Source organism: Streptomyces sp. DSM 15324, assembly GCF_001514285.1.
Taxonomy (GTDB): Bacteria; Actinomycetota; Actinomycetes; order Streptomycetales; family Streptomycetaceae; genus Streptomyces.
The window spans coordinates 207,645-227,294 of sequence record NZ_KQ949036.1 but is presented as its reverse complement, the minus strand read 5'-3'; the positions used below and the strand labels follow the sequence as shown (position 1 = coordinate 227,294).

The 19,650-nt window shown below is 72.6% G+C and carries 14 protein-coding genes and 1 pseudogene; 4 read left to right on the top strand and 11 right to left on the bottom strand.

The window, feature by feature from the left end; translation table 11 throughout:
- Positions 1-45: 45 nt before the first annotated feature.
- The 3 genes from AQJ58_RS34985 to gabT all read right to left on the bottom strand — a co-directional run bounded on the left by AQJ58_RS34985 (position 46) and on the right by gabT (position 4,379).
- The gene (locus AQJ58_RS34985; RefSeq protein ID WP_067257592.1) at positions 46-1,491 is read right to left on the bottom strand and encodes an aldehyde dehydrogenase family protein; all 1,446 of its coding nucleotides are present in this window, start codon (positions 1,489-1,491) and stop codon (positions 46-48) included.
- A 121-nt stretch (positions 1,492-1,612) separates the two neighbouring features.
- Positions 1,613-2,647 carry a phosphatase PAP2 family protein gene (locus AQJ58_RS45745; RefSeq protein ID WP_079079416.1) on the bottom strand — a complete coding sequence of 345 codons (1,035 nt, stop codon included), beginning with the start codon at positions 2,645-2,647 and terminating at the stop codon, positions 1,613-1,615.
- A 397-nt stretch (positions 2,648-3,044) separates the two neighbouring features.
- The gene (gene gabT, locus AQJ58_RS34975; protein WP_067257590.1) at positions 3,045-4,379 is read right to left on the bottom strand and encodes a 4-aminobutyrate--2-oxoglutarate transaminase; all 1,335 of its coding nucleotides are present in this window, start codon (positions 4,377-4,379) and stop codon (positions 3,045-3,047) included.
- A 259-nt stretch (positions 4,380-4,638) separates the two neighbouring features.
- Between gabT and AQJ58_RS34970 the strand changes: the two genes are divergently transcribed.
- Both AQJ58_RS34970 and AQJ58_RS34965 read left to right on the top strand, forming a co-directional pair.
- Positions 4,639-6,984 (top strand): type IV secretory system conjugative DNA transfer family protein, encoded by a 2,346-nt coding sequence (locus AQJ58_RS34970; RefSeq protein ID WP_067257587.1) that lies wholly within the window; start codon positions 4,639-4,641, stop codon positions 6,982-6,984.
- A gap of 128 nt (positions 6,985-7,112) precedes the next feature.
- On the top strand, positions 7,113-8,729 hold the full coding sequence (locus tag AQJ58_RS34965) for a PucR family transcriptional regulator (protein WP_067257585.1): 1,617 nt from the start codon (positions 7,113-7,115) through the stop codon (positions 8,727-8,729).
- Positions 8,730-8,823: 94 nt separating this feature from the next.
- Here the strand turns inward: AQJ58_RS34965 and AQJ58_RS34960 are convergent, their stop codons facing one another.
- The 7 genes from AQJ58_RS34960 to AQJ58_RS34930 all read right to left on the bottom strand — a co-directional run bounded on the left by AQJ58_RS34960 (position 8,824) and on the right by AQJ58_RS34930 (position 16,584).
- A complete protein-coding gene (locus tag AQJ58_RS34960) occupies positions 8,824-9,279 on the bottom strand; it encodes a hypothetical protein (protein WP_067257582.1) in 456 nt (151 codons plus the stop codon).
- Positions 9,280-9,429: 150 nt separating this feature from the next.
- Positions 9,430-10,848 carry an NAD(P)/FAD-dependent oxidoreductase gene (locus AQJ58_RS34955; RefSeq protein WP_067257580.1) on the bottom strand — a complete coding sequence of 473 codons (1,419 nt, stop codon included), beginning with the start codon at positions 10,846-10,848 and terminating at the stop codon, positions 9,430-9,432.
- Positions 10,849-10,860: 12 nt separating this feature from the next.
- Positions 10,861-11,661, bottom strand: coding sequence for an ABC transporter permease (locus tag AQJ58_RS34950; RefSeq protein WP_067257577.1), 801 nt, complete (start codon positions 11,659-11,661; stop codon positions 10,861-10,863).
- Positions 11,661-12,590, bottom strand: coding sequence for an ABC transporter permease (locus AQJ58_RS34945; RefSeq protein ID WP_067257574.1), 930 nt, complete (start codon positions 12,588-12,590; stop codon positions 11,661-11,663). The genes AQJ58_RS34950 and AQJ58_RS34945 overlap by 1 nt, the downstream gene beginning before the upstream one ends.
- A gap of 1 nt (position 12,591) precedes the next feature.
- A complete protein-coding gene (locus tag AQJ58_RS34940; protein ID WP_420712202.1) occupies positions 12,592-13,737 on the bottom strand; it encodes an ABC transporter ATP-binding protein in 1,146 nt (381 codons plus the stop codon).
- Between the two features lie 5 nt (positions 13,738-13,742).
- On the bottom strand, positions 13,743-14,978 hold the full coding sequence (locus AQJ58_RS34935) for an ABC transporter substrate-binding protein (RefSeq protein ID WP_067257570.1): 1,236 nt from the start codon (positions 14,976-14,978) through the stop codon (positions 13,743-13,745).
- A gap of 52 nt (positions 14,979-15,030) precedes the next feature.
- The gene (locus tag AQJ58_RS34930) at positions 15,031-16,584 is read right to left on the bottom strand and encodes a gamma-aminobutyraldehyde dehydrogenase (RefSeq protein WP_067257567.1); all 1,554 of its coding nucleotides are present in this window, start codon (positions 16,582-16,584) and stop codon (positions 15,031-15,033) included.
- Positions 16,585-16,795: 211 nt separating this feature from the next.
- On the opposite strand from AQJ58_RS34930, the gene AQJ58_RS34925 reads away from it, so the two are divergent.
- Positions 16,796-17,353 (top strand): riboflavin biosynthesis intermediates N-glycosidase, encoded by a 558-nt coding sequence (locus AQJ58_RS34925; protein WP_199844757.1) that lies wholly within the window; start codon positions 16,796-16,798, stop codon positions 17,351-17,353.
- Positions 17,354-17,404: 51 nt separating this feature from the next.
- On the opposite strand, the gene AQJ58_RS45040 is transcribed toward AQJ58_RS34925, so the two are convergent.
- A complete protein-coding gene (locus AQJ58_RS45040) occupies positions 17,405-18,277 on the bottom strand; it encodes a DUF4190 domain-containing protein (protein WP_234360389.1) in 873 nt (290 codons plus the stop codon).
- A gap of 153 nt (positions 18,278-18,430) precedes the next feature.
- Here AQJ58_RS45040 and AQJ58_RS34915 point away from each other — a divergent pair.
- A pseudogene (locus tag AQJ58_RS34915) lies at positions 18,431-19,627 on the top strand (adenosine deaminase); the annotation flags it as partial.
- Between the last annotated feature and the right edge of the window lie 23 nt (positions 19,628-19,650).

Sequence of the window (19,650 nt, the reverse complement as noted above, 5' to 3'; positions counted from 1 at the left end):
GGCACCGGAAGGCACCGGTGCCGGACCCCTTCGGGGAGACTGCCGCTACAGCGCGAGGCCCGTCAGGACCAGGACGCGCTCGTAGGTGTAGTCGTCCATCGCGAACTTCACGCCCTCACGGCCGACGCCGGACTGCTTGGCGCCGCCGTAGGGCATCTGGTCGGCGCGGTAGGAGGGGACGTCGCCGATGACGACGCCGCCGACCTCCAGCGCGCGGTGGGAGCGGAAGGCTGCCTGGAGGTCGTGGGTGAACACGCCCGCCTGGAGGCCGTACTTGGAGGAGTTGACCGCCGCGAAGGCCGCGGCCTCGCCGTCCACCTTCTGCACGGTGAGGACCGGCCCGAAGACCTCCTCGCAGGCGATCCTGGTGTCGGCCGGTACGTCGGTCAGGACGGTCGGCGCGTAGGAGGCGCCGTCGCGCTTGCCGCCGGCGAGCAGGGAGGCGCCCGCGGCGACGGCCTCGTCCACCCAGGTCTCCACCCGCTTGGCGGCGTCCTCGCTCACGAGCGGGCCGACGTCGGTCGTGGGGTCGGAGGGGTCGCCGGTGACCTGGGCCTCCACGGCCGCGACGATCCGCGGGAGGAGACGGTCGTAGACGGCGGCGTCGGCGATGACCCGCTGCACCGAGATGCAGGACTGGCCGCCCTGGTAGTTGGAGAAGGTGGCGATCCGGGTCGCGGCCCAGTCCAGGTCGGCGTCGGAGGCGTAGTCGCCGAGGACGACCGCGGCGCCGTTGCCGCCCAGCTCCAGGGTGCAGTGCTTGCGCGGCACCGAGTCCATGATCGCGTAACCGACGGCCTCGGAGCCCGTGAAGGAGATGACCGGCAGTCGCTCGTCCTGGACGAGGGCGGGCATGCGGTCGTTGGAGACCGGCAGGATCGACCAGGAGCCGGCCGGCAGGTCCGTCTCGGCCAGCAGCTCACCGATGACCAGGCCGGACAGCGGGGTCGCGGGGGCCGGCTTGAGGATGATCGGCGCACCGGCCGCGATCGCCGGGGCGACCTTGTGGGCGCACAGGTTCAGCGGGAAGTTGAACGGCGCGATGCCGAGCACGACGCCCTTCGGGAAACGGCGGGTGAGCGCCAGCCGGCCCTGGCCGCCGAGGTCGGTGTCGAGCCGCTGGGCCTCGCCGCTGTTGAAGCGGCGGGCCTCCTCGGCCGCGAACCGGAACACGGAGACGGCCCGGCCGACCTCGCCCCGGGCCCACTTGATCGGCTTGCCGTTCTCGGCGGAGATCAGCTGGGCGATCTCCTCGGTGCGCTCGGCGAGCCGCCTGCTGACGTGGTCGAGGGCGGCGGCGCGGACGTGGGCGGGGGTGGCGGCGTACTCCTCGCGTACGGCGTAGGCGGCGGCCACGGCCTCCTCGACCTGGGCGTCCGTCGGCACACCGACCCTGGCGACGAGCCGTCCGTCCCACGGGGAGGTGACGTCGAAGCTGTCCTCGCCGTGGGCCTGGCGGCCGGCGAGCCAGAAGGCGTGGGTGGCAGTCATAGTGGCGTTACCGGCCCTTCCGCATGGGGGTGAGCTGTGTGCTGGGGTCTGCGCCCTCCACGGTAGGCGCGCCGGGCCACGGGAGCGTTTGTCCGAGTCGTACGGGTGGACGGCCGGCGTACTACGGTTTGGCACGGTCGGGATCGACAGAGCGGCCGGGCTTACCGGAGCGGGCAGGCCCGACGGCACCGGCGGGCTTGGCAGAGCGGGCGGGACGGGCGGGGTCGGCGACGCGGTCGGAACGGGCGGCGCGGTCGGAATCCGCGGCGCAGGCCGGACCGGCGGCACACTCGTAACCGGCGGAATCGGCGGCCCCCTCGGGACAGGCGGCCCCCTCGGGACCGGCGGCCCTGCCGGAACCGGCAGCGCAGGCCGGACCAGCCGCGCCCTCGGAATGACCCTCCGAACCCGCAGCGCAGGCCGGACCAGCCGCGCCCCCGGCATCGGCAGCGCGGGCCGGGACTGCCGTGCGGTCGTGGGGGGCTGCCGTGCGGAGGAAGAGTCCGAGCGTGCCGAGCAGTGCCGTGCACAGGCACCAGCTCGCCAGTACGTCCAGCGGCCAGTGGTAGCCGTGCCGGACCAACCCGTAGGAGACGGCGAGGACGAGCAGGGCCGCCGTGGCGACCGCCAGGCGCCGGGCCAGGGCCGTCAGCAGCCACGGCAGCAGGATCATCACCGCGCTGCCATAGGCGACGGCGGCCGTGGCCGTGTGTCCCGACGGGTAGTAGCCGGTGGCGGGCGGCACGGCGGGGGTGCCGGGGCGCGCGGTCCACTCCTTCAGGGGAACGACGATCAGCGGCACCAGCGTCAGCACGACGAGCGCGGCCACGGGCGGCAGCCACCAGCGCGGCCGGCCCTCCCACTGGCCGTGCAGGGCCACGTACACCGCCACCAGCACCAGGACGGGCACCGCGACCTGCACGTTCCCCAGGTCGGACAGCAGCTCGGAGAAGCGGTCCGGGTGGCGCAGGGCGTCGCTGAGCCGGGCGTCGAGGGCGAGGAGGGGGCCGTCGGCGATCACCTGCCAGGTGATCAGGGCGAGGAGCAGAGCGGGGAGGGCGAGGAGGAGGCCCCGCAGGCCGAAAGGCCGTCTCGGGGCGGTGGCGGGTGCCGTGGGGCTGCCGTCCTCGGTCTCCTGGTGGGGGCTGGTGGCCATGAGGTACAGCCTCTCAGCACGAACTGCTGCGGGCTGCGAAACGCTGCGGCGACCGGCGGAAAGGAGGTCGGCCACCCCGGAACAGGGGGGATGGTTCCGAGGTGGCCGTCCGGATCGGAGTGCCGGCCGCCCCGGGGGGTTTGGGGCGGGCGACCGTCCGATCGGTGAGGAGATGCGGAGCCCTGAGGCTCCTGTTGTGTGCGCCAGGGCACGACCAGGTCGAAGCTGGGGAGGCCCCGGCCTGGAGTCCGCCCGCAGTCACCTGCGGGCGGGTGTATCTCTCATCTGGGAAGAACGTACGGCAGTGACGGGCGGTACGACAGCCGGATGCACGACCCGCCATGCTCCCCGCACACCTTCTTCACACCGCCTGCCGTCCCTGGGGAACGGCTGTGCGTCAGAGCCCGGCCAGGCCCTGCTCGATGATGTCGAGGCCCTCGTTCAGCAGGTCCTCGCCGATGACCAGCGGCGGCAGGAAGCGCAGCACGTTGCCGTAGGTGCCGCAGGTCAGGACCAGCAGGCCCTCCTGGTGGCAGGCCTTGGCGAGGGCGCCCGTGGCCTCGGGGTTCGGCTCCTTCGTGGTCCGGTCCTTGACCAGCTCGATGGCGATCATCGCGCCGCGGCCCCGGATGTCACCGATGACCTCGTACTTCTCGGCCATGGCCGACAGCCGGGCCTTCATCGTCGCCTCGATCGCCTTCGCCCGGGCGTTGAGGTCGAGCTCCTTCATCGTCTCGATGGAGCCGAGCGCGCCCGCGCAGGCGACCGGGTTGCCGCCGTAGGTGCCCCCCAGGCCGCCCGCGTGCGCGGCGTCCATGATCTCGGCGCGGCCGGTGACGGCGGCGAGCGGCAGACCGCCCGCGATGCCCTTGGCGGTGGTGATCAGGTCCGGGACGATGCCCTCGTCCTCGCAGGCGAACCACTGGCCGGTGCGGCAGAAGCCGGACTGGATCTCGTCGGCGACGAAGACGATGCCGTTGTCGGCGGCGAACTGGCGGATCGCCGGCAGGAAGCCCTTCGCCGGCTCGATGAAGCCGCCCTCGCCGAGGACCGGCTCGATGATGATCGCGGCCACGTTGTCCGGGCCGACCTGCTTGGTGATCTGGTCGATGGCCTGCGCGGCGGCCTCGGGACCGGCGTTCTCCGGGCCGGTCGGCCAGCGGTAGCCGTAGGCGACGGGGACCCGGTAGACCTCGGGCGCGAAGGGGCCGAAGCCGTGCTTGTACGGCATGTTCTTCGCCGTCAGCGCCATGGTGAGGTTGGTGCGGCCGTGGTAGCCGTGGTCGAAGACGACGACCGCCTGGCGCTTGGTGTAGGCACGGGCGATCTTGACGGCGTTCTCCACGGCCTCGGCACCGCTGTTGAAGAGGGCCGACTTCTTGGCGTGGTCGCCGGGGGTCAGCTCGGCCAGCGCCTCGGCGACCTCCACGTACCCCTCGTACGGGGTCACCATGAAACAGGTGTGGGTGAAGTCGGCGAGCTGCGCGGACGCACGGCGGACGACGGCCTCGGCGGAGGCCCCGACGCTGGTCACGGCGATGCCGGAGCCGAAGTCGATCAGCCGGTTGCCGTCGACGTCCTCGATGATGCCGCCGCCCGCGCGCGCCGTGAAGACCGGCAGCACGGAGCCGACGCCCTGAGCGACCGCGGCGAGGCGGCGGGACTGCAACTCCTGCGACTTCGGGCCGGGGATGGCGGTGACGATCCGGCGCTCCTGCGGAAGGGCGGTCATGTCGGGCTCCTGGGGGTTTTCACGCACGCGGTGCGCGGACGCGGTCCTTCTTCGTTTCCTTTCTCGCAGGCTAGGGCGGGGAACGGAGGGTCGGCATGCTCCATGTGGGCGTTGTCGGCGGGGCCGGTTGTCCGCCGTGGACAGTGGCGGCTGTGCGGCGATCCGTGCGGTCCGGCCCCGTATGCGGTGAACTCCCCTTGCGGGGGCGTTAGATTGACCGCTGATGGTGGACGGAGCGGCTGGTCAGGGGGCAAGGGCGATGGACAGCGACGGGATGCGGGACGCGCGCGGCACGCATGCGAATCCTGTGCCGCGCCCGGCGGGACCGCCCGCGGTGCCGCCCCGGCCCGCGGCCCCGCCGCCCTCGTCGGCCGTGGGGAGCTGGCTGGACGAGCCCCGGCCGGCCGCGAAGCCCGGCATCTGGCGCTTCGGGTACCGGCCGCCGAAGGGTGAGCGGGCGGTGGAGCGGCTGGCGCCGGTGACGGTGATCGGGATGCTGGTGCCGCTGGTGGTGGCGCTGGTCCTGTGGTCGCTGTGGCGGCGCGGCAGCCTGCCGTACCAGTTCACGCTGCTGCGGCTGTTCACGCCGGGCGACTGGTGGTGGGGCGGCACGATCGCCTCGCCGAAGACCAACGAGGGCGCCGAGGCCCGGGTGGTCTACGACGGCGTCTTCCTCGCGGTCCTGCTGTTCTCCATGGGCCGGCTGGGCGGCTGGCCGCAGGCGCTGCGGCACTTCGTGGGCCGGCGCCCGCAGCCCGCCCGCGCCCTGCTCGCACTGCTGTGCGCGCTGGCCGCCCTCAGTTTCGTGTTCCCCGGCGCCTTCGGAGTCGGCTGGGACGCGCTGCCGGTCGTCGACCCGCTGTTCTCGCTGATCGTCCTGATCAGCGGGAGCTACGACCTGTTCGCCTCCGTCCTGTTCACGGACACCCTGTACGCGGTGATCACGCTGCTCGTGGTGTGGCCGTTCGCGCTGGCCGGCGACTGGTGGCCGTACCTGAAGGAACGACTCGCCGCCCGCGGGAACCCGAAGGCCGCCGCGCCCGCCGTCGCGCGCCCCCCCGCCCAGTGGCCCGAGCTGCGGGACGCCGGGCAGGTCGAGGCCGCCGAGTTGCTGACCCGTGAGGTGGCCGCCGGGCGGATGAACGACGTGGACTGTGCCCGGGTGCGGCGGGCGTGGACGGTGGGGCTGCCGGAGTTCCGGGAGACCGTGCTGCACCAGGGCGGGGCCGCCTGGGTCCACCCCTCCGGCGCCCGTGACCTGCCCCGCCGCGGCGCCCGCCACGACCTGCTCGCGGGTCAGGTGCGCATCGGCCGCTGGGTGGCCGCCGAGCGCGCCCCGGCCGCCTACCACGACGCGGGCGCCGCGCTCGGCCCGGACGTGCTGGGCACCTCGCTGCTCGCGATCGGCCCGTCCGGCTCCGGCAAGACCCGCACCCTGGTCGAACCGCTGACGGAGGCCCTGGCCCTCCAGGCGCTGACCGGCGGCTGCGCGGTCGTCGCGGTCTCCTCCCCCGGTGGCGGCCCGCTCGGCGCCGACTCCTCCTACGACGTGATCGTCCGGATCGGCGACCCGTCCTCGGTGTACGACCTGGACCCCTACGCCGAGTCCGACGACCCCGACGAGGCGGCCGCGATCCTCGCCGAGGCGCTGGTCGGCGACCTGGACACGGTGGGCGGGCAGAGCGCGGCGACCGTGCTCGCCCAGCTGCTGGGCCCCTACCGGGCCGCGCACGGCCGCTTCCCGGCCCTCACCGACCTGCGCGAACTGCTGGAGGGCGAGCCGGATGCGCTGGGCGCGCTGCGGGAGGCGGTGGCCGGGGACGAGGTGATGCGCCGGGAACTTCAGGCACGGATCCGCCAGACGGGGACGCCGGGTGACCCGGGCCGCGCCCTGGCCGACCGGCTCGCGCTGCTGAACCGGCCCGCGTTCGCCGGGTTCTTCGGCGGCGGCGACGGGGGCGACGGCCACCGGGCGTTCTCGCTGCGCGCGGTCGCCCACCATCCGCTGCGGGTCCGCGTCGACCTGCCCGAGCGGGGCCACGAGGAGGCGGGCCGGCTGATCACCCGGCTGCTCCTCGCCCAGTTCCGGACCGTCGTACGGGAGGGGCGGCGGGCGCACTTCGCCTGTCTCGTCCTGGACGACGCCACCGGCACGGTGACGGCCGGCTCGGTGCGCGGCATCCAGCGGCTGCGCTCGCAGAACGCGGGCGTGGTCCTCGCCCTGCGCTCGGTGGCGGACGTGCCGGAGGCGCTGCACGGGCCGCTGTACGGGGCGGTGGGCTGCCGGATGGCGTTCTCCGGGATCACCACCTGGGACGGCGGCCGGTTCGCGCAGACCTGGGGCACCGAGTGGGTGGAGACCACCGAGGTCGCCCGGCACACCGTCTTCGCCGACCAGCCGATGACCCGGGCCATCCACGCCCTGCGCAAGCTGGTGACCGGCAAGGCGGTGACCACGGACGCGGTGACCGTGCGCCAGGTCGAGCGGGAGCGCTGGTCGGCGTCCCAGCTGGCGCACGAGGTGCCGCCGGGCCACGCGGTGCTGTCCCTGACGAGCGTCGGCGGCGAGCACACCCCGCCGCTGCTGGTCGACCTGAGGGGCTGAGGCGACTGAGGGGCTGAAGGGACGTACGGGGGACCGTACAGTGAGGCAGAATCGGCACAGGCCCTTCATACGAAGCGGCCAAGGATCACTCCTCCGTCGAACCCGGTCCCTCCCCGTCTGAAGGCCCCATGCCTCCCACGCTCGCCTCGCTCGTCCACCATTCCGCGCTGAAGCTGACCGTGCGGGCGGGCGGGGACCGTCTGGACGTGCCGGTGCGCTGGGCGCACGTCAGCGAGCTGGCCGACCCCGTGCCGTACATGGAGGGCGGGGAGCTGCTGCTGATCACCGCGGTGAAGCTGGACGCGGAGGACCCCGAGGCCATGCGGCGCTATGTGAAGCGTCTGGCCGGGGCCGGGGTGGTCGGGCTCGGCTTCGCGGTCGGCGTCACCTACGACGAGGTGCCCAAGGCGCTCGTGGACGCCGCCGAGGAGGAGGGCCTGCCGTTGCTCGAGGTGCCGCGCCGCACCCCGTTCCTCGCGATCAGCAAGGCGGTGTCGGCGGCCATCGCGGCCGATCAGTACCGGGCGGTGACGGCCGGGTTCGCCGCGCAGCGGGAGCTGACGAAGCAGGCGCTGACGGACGGCCCGGAGGGGCTGCTGACCGCGCTCGCCGCGCAGGTCGACGGCTGGGCGGCGCTCTACGACGCCTCGGGCGCCGTCGTCGCCGCCGCCCCCGAGTGGGCGGGCCGGCGGGCCGCGCGCCTCACGGCGGACGTGGAGCGGCTGCGCGAGCGCCCGGCGCCCGCCTCCGCGGTGGTCGGCGGGGCCGGTCCGGCCGACGGCGGCGAGGGCGCCGAGAACACCGACCGGGTCGAGCTGCACACCCTGGGCACCGGCCGCCGCCCGCGCGCCGCGCTCGCCGTCGGCACGGCGGCCGCCCTCGGCACGGCGGAGCGCTACGCCGTCCACTCGGCGATCGCCCTGCTCACCCTCACCACGGAACGCTCCCGGTCCCTCCAGGCGGCCGAGCAGCGCATCGGCACGGCGGTGCTGCGGATGCTCCTCGCGGGCGAACCGGACCACGCCCGAGCGGTCGCCGGCGACCTGTACGGCGCGCTGCTGGACGCCCCGTTCCGGGTGATCGTGGCGGAACCCGGGCCGGCCGGGCCCGCGGGGGCCGAGGCGGACGGGGACCCCCTCGGCGGTCTGGCCGAAGTGGTCGAGTCGGCCGCCGCCCGGTCCGGCGAGGCCGTGCTGGTGGTGCCCGAGGGCGAGCGGCTCGTGGTGCTCGCGGCCGACGGGGGCGGCGCGGTCGCGGCGGTCGACCGGTACGCGGCGGCCCTGGAGGCGCACCGCGCCGACGGCGGGGAACCTGCGGACGAGGAACCGGTCGTCGGCCTGTCGGCGCCCGCCGGTCCCATCGCGGCGGCAGCGGCCTACCGCCAGGCCGAACAGGCGCTGTCGGTGGCCCGGCGCCGCGGCCGGGTCCTCGTCGAGCACGAGCGGCTGGCGGCGGGTTCGGTGCTGCCGCTGCTCGCGGACGACGCGGTGAAGGCGTTCGCGGACGGTCTGCTGCGGGCGCTGCGCGAGCACGACGCGACCGGCCGCGGCGACCTCGTGGCCTCCCTGCGGGCCTGGCTGTCCCGGCACGGGCAGTGGGACGCGGCAGCGGCCGACCTGGGCGTCCACCGGCACACGCTGCGCTACCGGATGCGGCGGGTCGAGGAGATCCTCGGGCGTTCCCTGGACGACCCGGACGTACGGATGGAGCTGTGGCTGGCGCTGAAGGCGACGGCACCGGAGTGAGAAGCGGTCACGCAGCACCGCCCAGGGGCGCGGGGAACTGCGCGACCGGCCACGACGGCGCCGCAGCCGAAGAGCGACAGGCCCCGGCACACGTCTAGTCGGCCAATCCGTGGTCGGCCAAGCCGGCGGCAGCCTCGTGCATCGCCCGTTCCAGCAGCGCCGCGTCCGTGAGGATCCCGGTGCCGTCCGGGGGGATCAGCCAGCGGACCGTGCCCGTGGAGTGCCCCGGGTGGGGGACGACGATCCAGGTGCCCGCGCCCGCCGTGCGGATGCCGGTGCCGAGCCAGTTGGCGGCCGTGCCGGGCGGTACGAAGAAGCCCATGCGGTCGTCCCCGAAGTCGACCAGCACCGGTCCGGGCCGGTCGAGGATGCGGGTGAGCACATCGAGCGTGGGGTAGCCGAGTACGCCCGGCAGGATGAGCACGTCCCAGGCCCTGCCCGCCGGCAGCAGCGCGACCCGCAGGGGGCCCCGCTCCCACTCCCAGCGGCAGGCCTCGGGATCGGGTGCGACGGATGCCAGCCACTCGGCCGCCGACTTCGCCCCAGCCATGAGAAGACCTCCCTCTGTCGTCGACGCGGTCGCGTCGGGAGGGAGAGGGAGGTCCTGGCCGGGCATTACGCGGGTTCTCGCCACCCGTTGGAGTGAAGCAGGTCACTGTGCACCAGGTCACCGCCCGCTACCGCGGAAGGCGGGGCGGGGTCAGCTGTCGAAGCCGAGGCCCAGCCGGTCCATGGTCCGCAGCCACAGGTTGCGCCGCCCGCCGTGCGCGTCGGCCCGGGCCAGCGACCACTTGGTGAGGGCGATGCCGGTCCAGGCGAACGGTTCGGGCGGGAAGGGCAGCGGCTTCCTGCGGACCATCTCCAGCCGGGTCCGCTCGGTGTCCTCCCCCGCCAGCAGGTCCAGCATCACCTCGGCACCGAACCGGGTGGCCCCGACGCCCAGGCCGGTGTACCCGGCGGCGTAGGCGACCTTCCCGTGGTGGGCCGTGCCGAAGAACGCGGAGAAACGGGAACAGGTGTCGATCGCGCCGCCCCAGGCGTGCGTGAAGCGGACGCCCTCCAGCTGCGGGAAGCAGGTGAAGAAGTGGCCGGCGAGCTTGGCGTACGTCTCGGGCCGGTCGTCGTACTCGGCGCGCACCCGGCCGCCGTACGGGTAGATCGCGTCGTACCCGCCCCACAGGATCCGGTTGTCGGCGGACAGCCGGAAGTAGTGGAACTGGTTGGCGGAGTCGCCGAGGCCCTGCCGGTTCTTCCAGCCGATCGCGCCGAGCTGCTCGGGGGTGAGCGGCTCGGTCATCAGGGCGTAGTCGTAGACCGGGACGGTGTACGACCGCACCCGCTTGACCAGGCTCGGGAAGATGTTGGTGCCGAGGGCGACCTGCCGGGCGCGGACCCGGCCGTACGGCGTGCGCACGGTCATCCCGGCGCCGTACGGCTTGAGGTCCAGCGCGGGGGTGTGCTCGTGGACGCGGACACCGAGCCGGACGCACGCCTCCTTCAGGCCCCAGGCCAGTTTGGCGGGGTGGAGCATGGCCACGCCCCGCCGGTCGTACAGGCCCGCCTCGAAGGTGGGTGAGGCGACCTGTTCGCGGACCTGATCGGCGTCGAGGAACTCCAGGCCGTCGGCGAGGCCCTTGCGGTGGAGTTCCTCGTACCAGTCGCGCAGTTCCCACGCCTGGTACGTCTCGGTGGCGACGTCGATCTCGCCGGTGCGCTCGAAGTCGCAGTCGATGCCGTGCCGGGCGATCGCCGCCTCGATCCCGTCGAGGTTGCGGGCGCCCAGCTCCTGGAGGGTGCGGATCTCGTCCGGCCAGCGGGCGAGCCCGTTGGGCAGCCCGTGGGTGAGGGAGGCCGCGCAGAAGCCTCCGTTGCGGCCCGAGGCGGCCCAGCCCACCTCGCGTCCCTCCAGCAGCACCACGTCCCGGCGCGGATCGCGCTCCTTGGCGACGAGCGCGGTCCACAATCCGCTGTAGCCGCCGCCGACGACCAGCAGGTCGCAGGTGTCGGCGCCGGTGAGCGCGGGTTCGGGGCGGGGCCTGCCGGGGTCCTCCAGCCAGTACGGCGACGGCTGGGCGTCGGAAAGAGAAGTGATCCACCGGTTCATGGCGCTCGGGGCCATGATGTCAACTCCCTACGCTTTTTGTCGGTTGCGGCGGTTGCCGATGACCATGGAGGTCAGGACGAGGAGGACGGCGATCAGGAACATGGCCGTACCGATGACGTTGATCTGGACGGGCGTGCCGCGCTGGGCCGATCCCCACACGAACATGGGGAAGGTGACGGTCGAGCCGGCGTTGAAGTTGGTGATGATGAAGTCGTCGAAGGAGAGCGCGAAGGCGAGCATCGCGCCGGCGGCGATCCCCGGGGCCGCGATGGGCAGGGTGACCCGCAGGAAGGTCTGCGCCGGCCCCGCGTAGAGGTCCTGGGCGGCCTGTTCGAGGCGCGGGTCCATGGAGAGCACGCGTGCCTTGACGGCGACCACCACGAAGCTGAGGCAGAACATGATGTGCGCGATCAGGATCGTGTAGAAGCCCAGCTGCGCGCCCAGGTTGAGGAAGAGTGTGAGCAGCGAGGCGGCCATGACGACCTCGGGCATCGCCATCGGCAGGAAGATCAGCGAGTTGACGGCGCCCCGCGCGCGGAAGCGGTAGCGGACCAGCGCGAAGGCGATCATCGTGCCGAGCAGGGTGGCGCCGATGGTCGCCCAGATCGCGATCTGGAGGCTGAGCGAGAGCGAGCCGCACATCCCGGCGACGCCGCAGGGGTCCTTCCAGGCGTCGAGGGAGAACTGCTGCCATTCGTAGTTGAAGCGTCCCTTCGGTTTGTTGAAGGAGAACACCGTGACGACGATGTTGGGCAGCAGGAGATAGCCGAGGGTCAGCAGTCCCGCGATGACGACGAGATGGCGCTTGAACCAGTTGAGGACAGGCATCAGACGAGATCCTCCGTCCCGGCCCGGCGGATGTAGAGGGTCACCATGAGGAGGATCGCGGCCATCAGGATGAAGGAGAGGGCCGCCGCCGTCGGATAGTCCAGCACGCGCAGGAACTGCGTCTGGATCACGTTGCCGATCATGCGGGTGTCGGTGGAGCCGAGGAGTTCGGCGTTGACGTAGTCGCCGGCCGCCGGGATGAAGGTGAGCAGCGTGCCGGAGACGACTCCGGGCATCGACAGCGGGAAGGTCACCTTGCGGAAGGTGGTGAGCGGGGTGGCGTACAGGTCGCCTGCCGCCTCGTGCAGCCGGGCGTCGATGCGTTCCAGCGAGGTGTAGAGCGGCAGGATCATGAACGGCAGGAAGTTGTACGTCAGTCCGCAGACCACCGCGAGCGGGGTGGCGAGGACCCTGTCGCCGGAGGTCCAGCCGAGCCAGTCGGTGACGTCGAGGACGTGCACGGTGTTGAGGAACGACACGACCGGGCCGCTGTCCGCGAGGATCGTCTTCCAGGCGAGGGTGCGGATCAGGAAGCTGGTGAAGAAGGGCGCGATCACCAGGATCATGATCAGGTTCCGCCAGCGTCCGGCGCGGAAGGCGATCAGGTACGCCAGCGGGTAGCCGAGGATCAGGCACAGGATCGTCGCGGCGGTCGCGTAGAGGACCGAGCGGAGGAACTGCGGCCAGTACTCGCTCAGCGCGTCCCAGTAGGTGGCCAGGTGCCAGGTGACCTTGTAGCCCTGCTCCAGGGAGCCCGTCTGCACGGACGTGGAGGCCTGGTAGATCATCGGCAGGGCGAAGAACACGACCAGCCAGAGCAGGCCGGGCAGCAGCAGCCAGTACGGCGTCAGCCGGCCCCGCTTGCGCGGCGGCTTCTTCTGGGGCTCCGCCGGGGAGAGCGGCGGGGGCGCCTCGGTCAGTGTGGCCATCTCAGACCGCCGCCTGTTCGTCGATGCCGGCGTCGATGTCCTGGGCGGCGTCCAGCCCGAAGGTGTGGCCGGGGCTCCAGTGCAGGACGACGTCGGCGCCGGGGGCCAGTCGGGCGTCCCGGTCGATGTTCTGGGCGTAGACCTCGAACTCGGGGCAGACCGCGCTGTCGATGACGTACTGGGTGGAGACGCCGATGAAGGAGGAGTGGGCGATCTTCCCGGTGATGCGGTTGCGGCCCTCGGGGATCTCGCCCGCGTCGTCGGCGTGGGTGAGGGAGATCTTCTCCGGGCGGACGCCGACCAGGACCTTGCCGCCCGCCGTCGTGGGCGCCGAACAGCGCGCCACGGGCAGGACGAGCTTGCCGCCGCCCGCCCGCAGCACGATGTCGTCGCCGTTCCTCGTGTCGACCTCGGCCTCGATGAGGTTGGAGGTGCCGAGGAAGTTGGCGACGAACGTGGTCTGCGGGTTCTCGTAGAGGTCGGTGGGCGAGCCGAGCTGCTCGACGCGGCCGGCGTTCATCACGGCGACCGTGTCGGCCATGGTCATGGCCTCCTCCTGGTCGTGCGTGACGTGCACGAAGGTGATGCCGACCTCGGTCTGGATGCGCTTGAGCTCCAGCTGCATCTGGCGGCGCAGCTTGAGGTCGAGGGCGCCGAGGGGCTCGTCGAGGAGGAGCACCTTGGGGTGGTTGATGAGGGCGCGGGCGACGGCGACGCGCTGCTGCTGGCCGCCGGAGAGCTGGTGGGGCTTCTTGCGGGCCTGCTCGCCGAGCTGCACCAGGTCCAGCATGTCCTCGACCTGCTTCTTCACCGACTTGATGCCGCGCCGGCGCAGGCCGAAGGCGACGTTCTCGAAGATGTCGAGGTGCGGGAAGAGGGCGTAGGACTGGAAGACGGTGTTCACCGGGCGCTTGTACGGCGGCAGGGCGGTGACGTCCTGGTCGCCGAGGTGGACGGTGCCGCTGGTGGGCTCCTCCAGGCCGGCGATCATGCGCAGGGTGGTGGTCTTGCCGCAGCCGGAGGCGCCGAGCAGAGCGAAGAACGAGCCCTGCGGGACGGTCAGGTCGAGCGGGTGCACGGCGGTGAAGGCGCCGTAGGTCTTGCCGATGCCGGAGAGGCGGACGTCGCCGCTGCTGTCCTTGGTCATGGTCGTCACGCCCCTGTGAGCTTCGCGAACTTCTGCTGGTAGGCCGTCTCTTCCTTCGAGCTCAGGGAGCGGAAGGCGTGGGACTTGGCCTGCGTGGCCTTGTCGGGAAGGATCAGCGGGTTGTCCGCCGCCGACTTGTCGATCCTGGCGAGGTACGGCCTCACGTCCGCGACCGGACTGACGTAGTTGATGTACGCGGCGAGTTGGGCGGCCGGCTCGGGCTCGTAGTAGTAGTCGATGAGCCGCTCGGCGTTGGTCTTGTGGCGCGCCTTGTTGGGGATCAGCATGTTGTCGGTGGACGTCATGTAGCCGCTGTCCGGGATGACGTAGGCGACGTCCGGGTTGTCGGCCTGGAGCTGCACGATGTCGCCGCCCCAGGCGACGCACGCCGCCAGGTCGCCCTTGCTGAGGTCGGACGTGTAGTCGTTGCCGGTGAAGCGGCGGATCTGGCCCTTGTCGACGGCCTTCTGGAGGCGGGCGATGACCTTGTCGTAGTCGTCGTCGGTGAACGTCGCCGGGTCCAGCCCCATGTCGAGCATGGTCATGCCGACGGTGTCGCGCATCTCGGTCAGCAGGCCGACCCGGCCCTTGAGCGCCGGGTTGTCGAGCAGGTCGGAGACCGACTTCACCTCGACGCCGCCGAGCGCCTTCTTGTTGAAGGCGACGACCGTGGAGATGCCCTGCCAGGGGTAGGAGTAGGCGCGCCCCGGGTCCCAGTCGGGGCTCCTGAACTGCTCCGAGAGGTTGGCGAAGGCGTGCGGCAGGTGGGACGCGTCGAGTTTCTGGACGTACCCGAGCCGGATCATGCGGGCGGCCAGCCAGTCGGTGAGGACGATGAGGTCACGTCCGGTGTCCTGGCCGGCGGCGAGCTGCGGCTGGATCTTGCCGAAGAACTCGTCGTTGTCGTTGATGTCCTCGGTGTACTTGACGGAGATGCCGGTCCGTTCGCGGAACGCGTCCAGCGTCGGATGGCGCTTGCCGCTGTCGTCGACGTCGATGTACTCGGGCCAGTTGGAGAAGTTGACGACCTTCTCCTGCGCGGAGTGGTCGTCGGCGGAGACGCCGCCCTGGCTCTTGCCGGCCGCGGGGATGCCGCAGGCGCTCAGCGCCCCGACGCCGCCCAGCGCGAGCGCGCCGCCCATCAGCGACCGGCGGGTCATGGTGGCCCTGCCACTGCGGAGACTGCGCCGCACGGCGGCCAGTTCGACCGGGGTCAGGCGGTCGGGCTCGTACTGCCTCATGCGCTTGATGCCCTTTCGGGAAGCCGGCCGCGGTGGGCGGCCGGGGCCTTGACTATCGGTCCCCGAAGATCGTGCGGTGCCAGGGCTTCCGGGCGACCGCCGTGTTATCGAACATAACGTGCTTGATCTGTGTGTACTCGTCGAACGAATACGCTGACATGTCCTTGCCGAAGCCGGAGGCCTTGTAGCCGCCGTGGGGCATTTCGCTGATGATCGGGATGTGGTCGTTGATCCACACGCACCCGGCCTGGATCTCGCGTGTCGCGCGGCCCGCCCGGAAGACGTCCCGGGTCCACGCGGAGGCGGCGAGCCCGTACGGGGTGTCGTTGGCCAGCCGTATGCCCTCGTCGTCGGTGTCGAACGGCAGGACCACCAGTACCGGGCCGAAGATCTCGGACTGGACGACCTCGCTGTCCTGGGCGGCGTCCGCGACGAGCGTGGGACGGTAGTACGCGCCGTCCTTCAGCTCTCCCCTTTCGCCCTGCGGGGCCTCGCCACCGGTCACCACGCGCGCGTAGGCGCGGGCCCGCTCCACGATCGCGGCGACGCGGTCGCGCTGGAGGTGGGAGACGAGCGGGCCGATGTCCGTGCCGGCCGCGAACGGGTCGCCGACCCGGACGCCCGCCATGAGCGCGGAGGTCGCCTCGACGAAGGCCTCGTACAGGGGCCGCTGCACGTACGCGCGCGTGGCGGCCGTGCAGTCCTGCCCGGTGTTGATGAGGGCGCCCGCCACGGCGCCGTGGACGGCGGCCTCCAGGTCGGCGTCGTCGAAGACCACGAAGGGGGCCTTGCCGCCGAGCTCCAGGTGGAGGCGCTTGACGGTGGCCGTGGCGATCTCGGCGACGCGCCGGCCGACGGCGGTGGAGCCGGTGAAGGAGGTCATGGCCACGTCGGGGTGGCCCACGAGGTGCTCACCGGCCTCCTTGCCGGTCCCCGTCACGATGTTGATCACTCCGTCGGGGATGCCGGCGTCGGTCGCCGCCTGCGCGAAGAGCAGCGAGGTCAGCGGGGTCAGCTCGGCGGGCTTCAGGACGATCGTGTTGCCCGCGGCGATCGCCGGGAGGATCTTCCAGGCGGCCATCTGGAGGGGGTAGTTCCAGGGGGCGACGGAACCGACGACCCCGATGGGCTCACGGCGGACGTACGAGGTGTGGTCGCCGGAGTACTCCCCGGCGGCCTGGCCCTGGAGATGGCGGGCGGCACCCGCGAAGAAGGCCGTGTTGTCGATCGTCCCCGGCACGTCGAACTCACGCGTCAGCTTCAGCGGCTTGCCGCACTGGAGGGACTCCGCGCGGGCGAAGTCCTCGGCACGGTCGGCGAGGACGGCGGCGAGGCGGTGCAGGGCGTCCGAGCGCTCGCCGGGCGTGGCGCCCGACCAGCCGGGGAAGGCCGCGCGGGCGGCGGCGACGGCCGCGTCCACGTCGGCGGCGGACGCCAGCTCGTAGGTGTACACCTCCTCGCCGGTGGCCGGGTCGATCACGGCGTGGGTGCGGCCCGAGGTGCCCCGGGTGAGGCGGCCCGCGATGTACTGAGCGCCTTCCGTGAAGCGTTCCCGCGCGGGGAACCGGTCGGGGGTGTCCGGGGTGGCGGTGCCCGGGTTCTGCATGTCGCTCTCCTCCGCCTTCGCCCCGCCTTGCGCGGGGGCCGGTGGCGTAGCTCCAGCCTGATTTGAGTGCCGATCCTGACAGAGCAATGGCACTCCAACAAGTGATTCCGTTGTTGCCTTTTGGTTACGCGACGGAATCTGTCGACCAGGTGTCGAGTCGGGACGGAAAAGGCAGGACGCAGTGTCAGTGGTGCCTGCCATGCTGGCGTGCATGGAGACGATCGATGGCTTGGACACCCTGGTCAGGGAGGTCCGGGCGGGGGCGAGGATCACGTACCTGCACTTCTGGGGCCACCGGCCGCGCCCGGACGGCCGGCTGGGTCCGGGGTGCCTGAGCCAGTGGTGGCCGTCACCGTTCGTGGTGGACGGGGTGACCTATGCGACGGCCGAGCACTGGATGATGGCGGAGAAGGCCCGCCTCTTCGGTGACCCGGAGGCGGAGCGACGGGCCCTGGCCGCCTCGCACCCGTCCCAGGCGAAGAAGGCGGGCCGCCTGGTGCGCGGCTTCGACGAGGAGACCTGGCAGCGGGAGCGGTTCCGGATCGTCGTGGAGGGCAGCGTCCACAAGTTCCGCTCCACCCCCGAACTGACCGGCTTCCTCCTCGGCACCGGCGACCGCGTGCTGGTCGAGGCGAGCCCCGTGGACCGCGTCTGGGGCATAGGCCTGGCGGCCGCCGACGAGGCGGCGGCCGACCCGGAGCGCTGGCGGGGGCCGAACCTGCTGGGCTTCGCCCTGATGGCGGCGCGGGAGCGGTTGCGGGAGGGGTGACCCGGCCTCGGACCTGGATCAGACCTGGATCAGACCGGGATCAGACCGGCATCAGACCGGCATCAGGAAGACCAGGGTGCCCAGGCCCGCTCCGAGGATGACGCCCGCGATGCCCAGGATGATGCCGGCCAGGGCCTGCCCCGGGTTGGTGGCCTCGCCCCGGCTCGCCTTCCGGCGGCCGATCGCGCCGAAGACCACGCCCAGGACACCGACCACGATCGCCGCCGGCCACACGCAGAAGAACACGGCCGAGGCGATGCCCAGCACCATGCCGGTGACACCGATCCCGTTGCTCTCGACGGGAGGCATACCGGGCCAGGGGTAGCCGGCCTGGGCCAGGGCGGGGTGGCCGTAGGTTCCGGGGTGGCCGTACGGCACACGGCCGGGACCGTCCGGGGAGATCGGCGGCGGAGGCACCGCACCGGTGGGGGCGAGGGGCGGCGCGAAGGGGTGGGGCGGCGGACCGGCCGCCAGCGTCGCCGGATCCGGGGGCGGGAAGGAGGCGAAGGCACCGTGGGGCTGCGGAGCGACGGGTGCGGCCCAGGGGCCGGGCTGCGCGGCGCCGTCGGTGGAGGGAGGGGGCGCGGACGCGGGCGCGGGCTCGGGGGCGGAGCCTTCCGCCAGGGGCAGGTCGTCGGACCGCACGTCACCGGACCGCACCTCGTCGGTTCGCACGTCGTCGGTTCGCACGTCGCCGGACCGCGCTCCGCCCCACCGGGGCTCGTCCGACGGGGCCTCGCCCGACCGGGTCTCGCCCAACGGGGCCTCGTCCGAGGGTGTCGCGTCCGCCCCGCTCCCTTCCGCCGTCTTGCCCAGCGTCACCCCGGGGGCAGCGTCCCCGGGACCGGCCGGCTCGGCGGAGGCGGGTGCGGGCCATGTGTCGCGACCGGCGTCACCGGCCGGAGTCGGCGCGTCGTCGGACATGCACGGGATCCCCTCTGTCGAACGTTCCGTCATGCTAAGGCCCGAGCCGCAGCCCCGAAGGCCGTGCCGCGGAGCCGGCAGCGCGCTGGCCACGCCCACCCATGACCGTCCGCCCTCCCCCGCACGCGGTCGCCCGCCCCCCATGCCGTCGCCCGGGCCGCCTACGATGATCCTGACTCACCGATCAGCCGATCACCCGCGTCCCGTCCGGCCCCTCTCACGGCCGGGGACGCCGTCCCAGGGGAGGACCCCTTGACCGACCGCCTCGACGCCTCCGCCGCGTCCGGCACGCCCGCCGGCCCCACCGCGCACGCCGGAGCCCGCGATCTGCACGCGTTCATCGCCGGGCTGCCCAAGGCCGAGCTGCACGTCCACCACGTCGGCTCCGCCTCCCCCCGGATCGTCGCCGAGCTGGCCGCCCGGCACCCCGACTCCAAGGTGCCCACCGACCCCGAGGCCCTCGCCGACTACTTCACCTTCACGGACTTCGCGCACTTCATCGACGTGTACCTGTCCGTCGTGGACGTCATCCGCACGCCGGAGGACGTCCGGCTGCTGACCTACGAGGTGGCCCGGGACCTGGCCCGCCAGCAGGTGCGGTACGCCGAGCTGACCATCACGCCGTACTCCTCGACCCGGCGCGGCATCGACGAGCGGGCCTTCATGGACGCGATCGAGGACGCCCGCAAGGCAGCCGAGGCGGAGTTCGGCACGGTGCTGCGGTGGTGCTTCGACATTCCCGGTGAGGCGGGGCTCGAGTCCGCCGAGGTGACCGCGCGGCTGGCCACCGACGACCGGCTGCGGCCCGAGGGGCTGATCTCCTTCGGTCTCGGCGGGCCCGAGATCGGTGTGCCGCGCCCGCAGTTCAAGCCCTACTTCGACCGGGCGATCGCCGCGGGCCTGAGGTCCGTGCCGCACGCCGGTGAGACGACCGGCCCGCAGACCGTGTGGGACGCGCTCACCCACCTGCGGGCCGAGCGGATCGGGCACGGCACCAGCTCGGCCCGGGACGAGAAGCTCCTCGCGCATCTGGCGGAGCACCGCATCGCGCTGGAGGTGTGCCCCACCTCGAACATCGCCACGCGCGCGGTCCGCACCCTCGACGAGCACCCGATCAAGGAGTTCGTGCGGGCGGGCGTCCTGGTCACGATCAACTCCGACGACCCGCCGATGTTCGGCACCGACCTGAACAACGAGTACGCGGTCGCCGCCCGGCTCCTCGGCCTCGACGAGCGGGGCGTGGCGGACCTCGCGAAGAACGCGGTCGAGGCGTCCTTCCTGGACGCGCCCGGCAAGGCGCGGATCGCGGCCGAGATCGACACCTACACCACCGGGTGGCTGTCCGCCTGATCGGCGGACTCCGGCCCCGGACA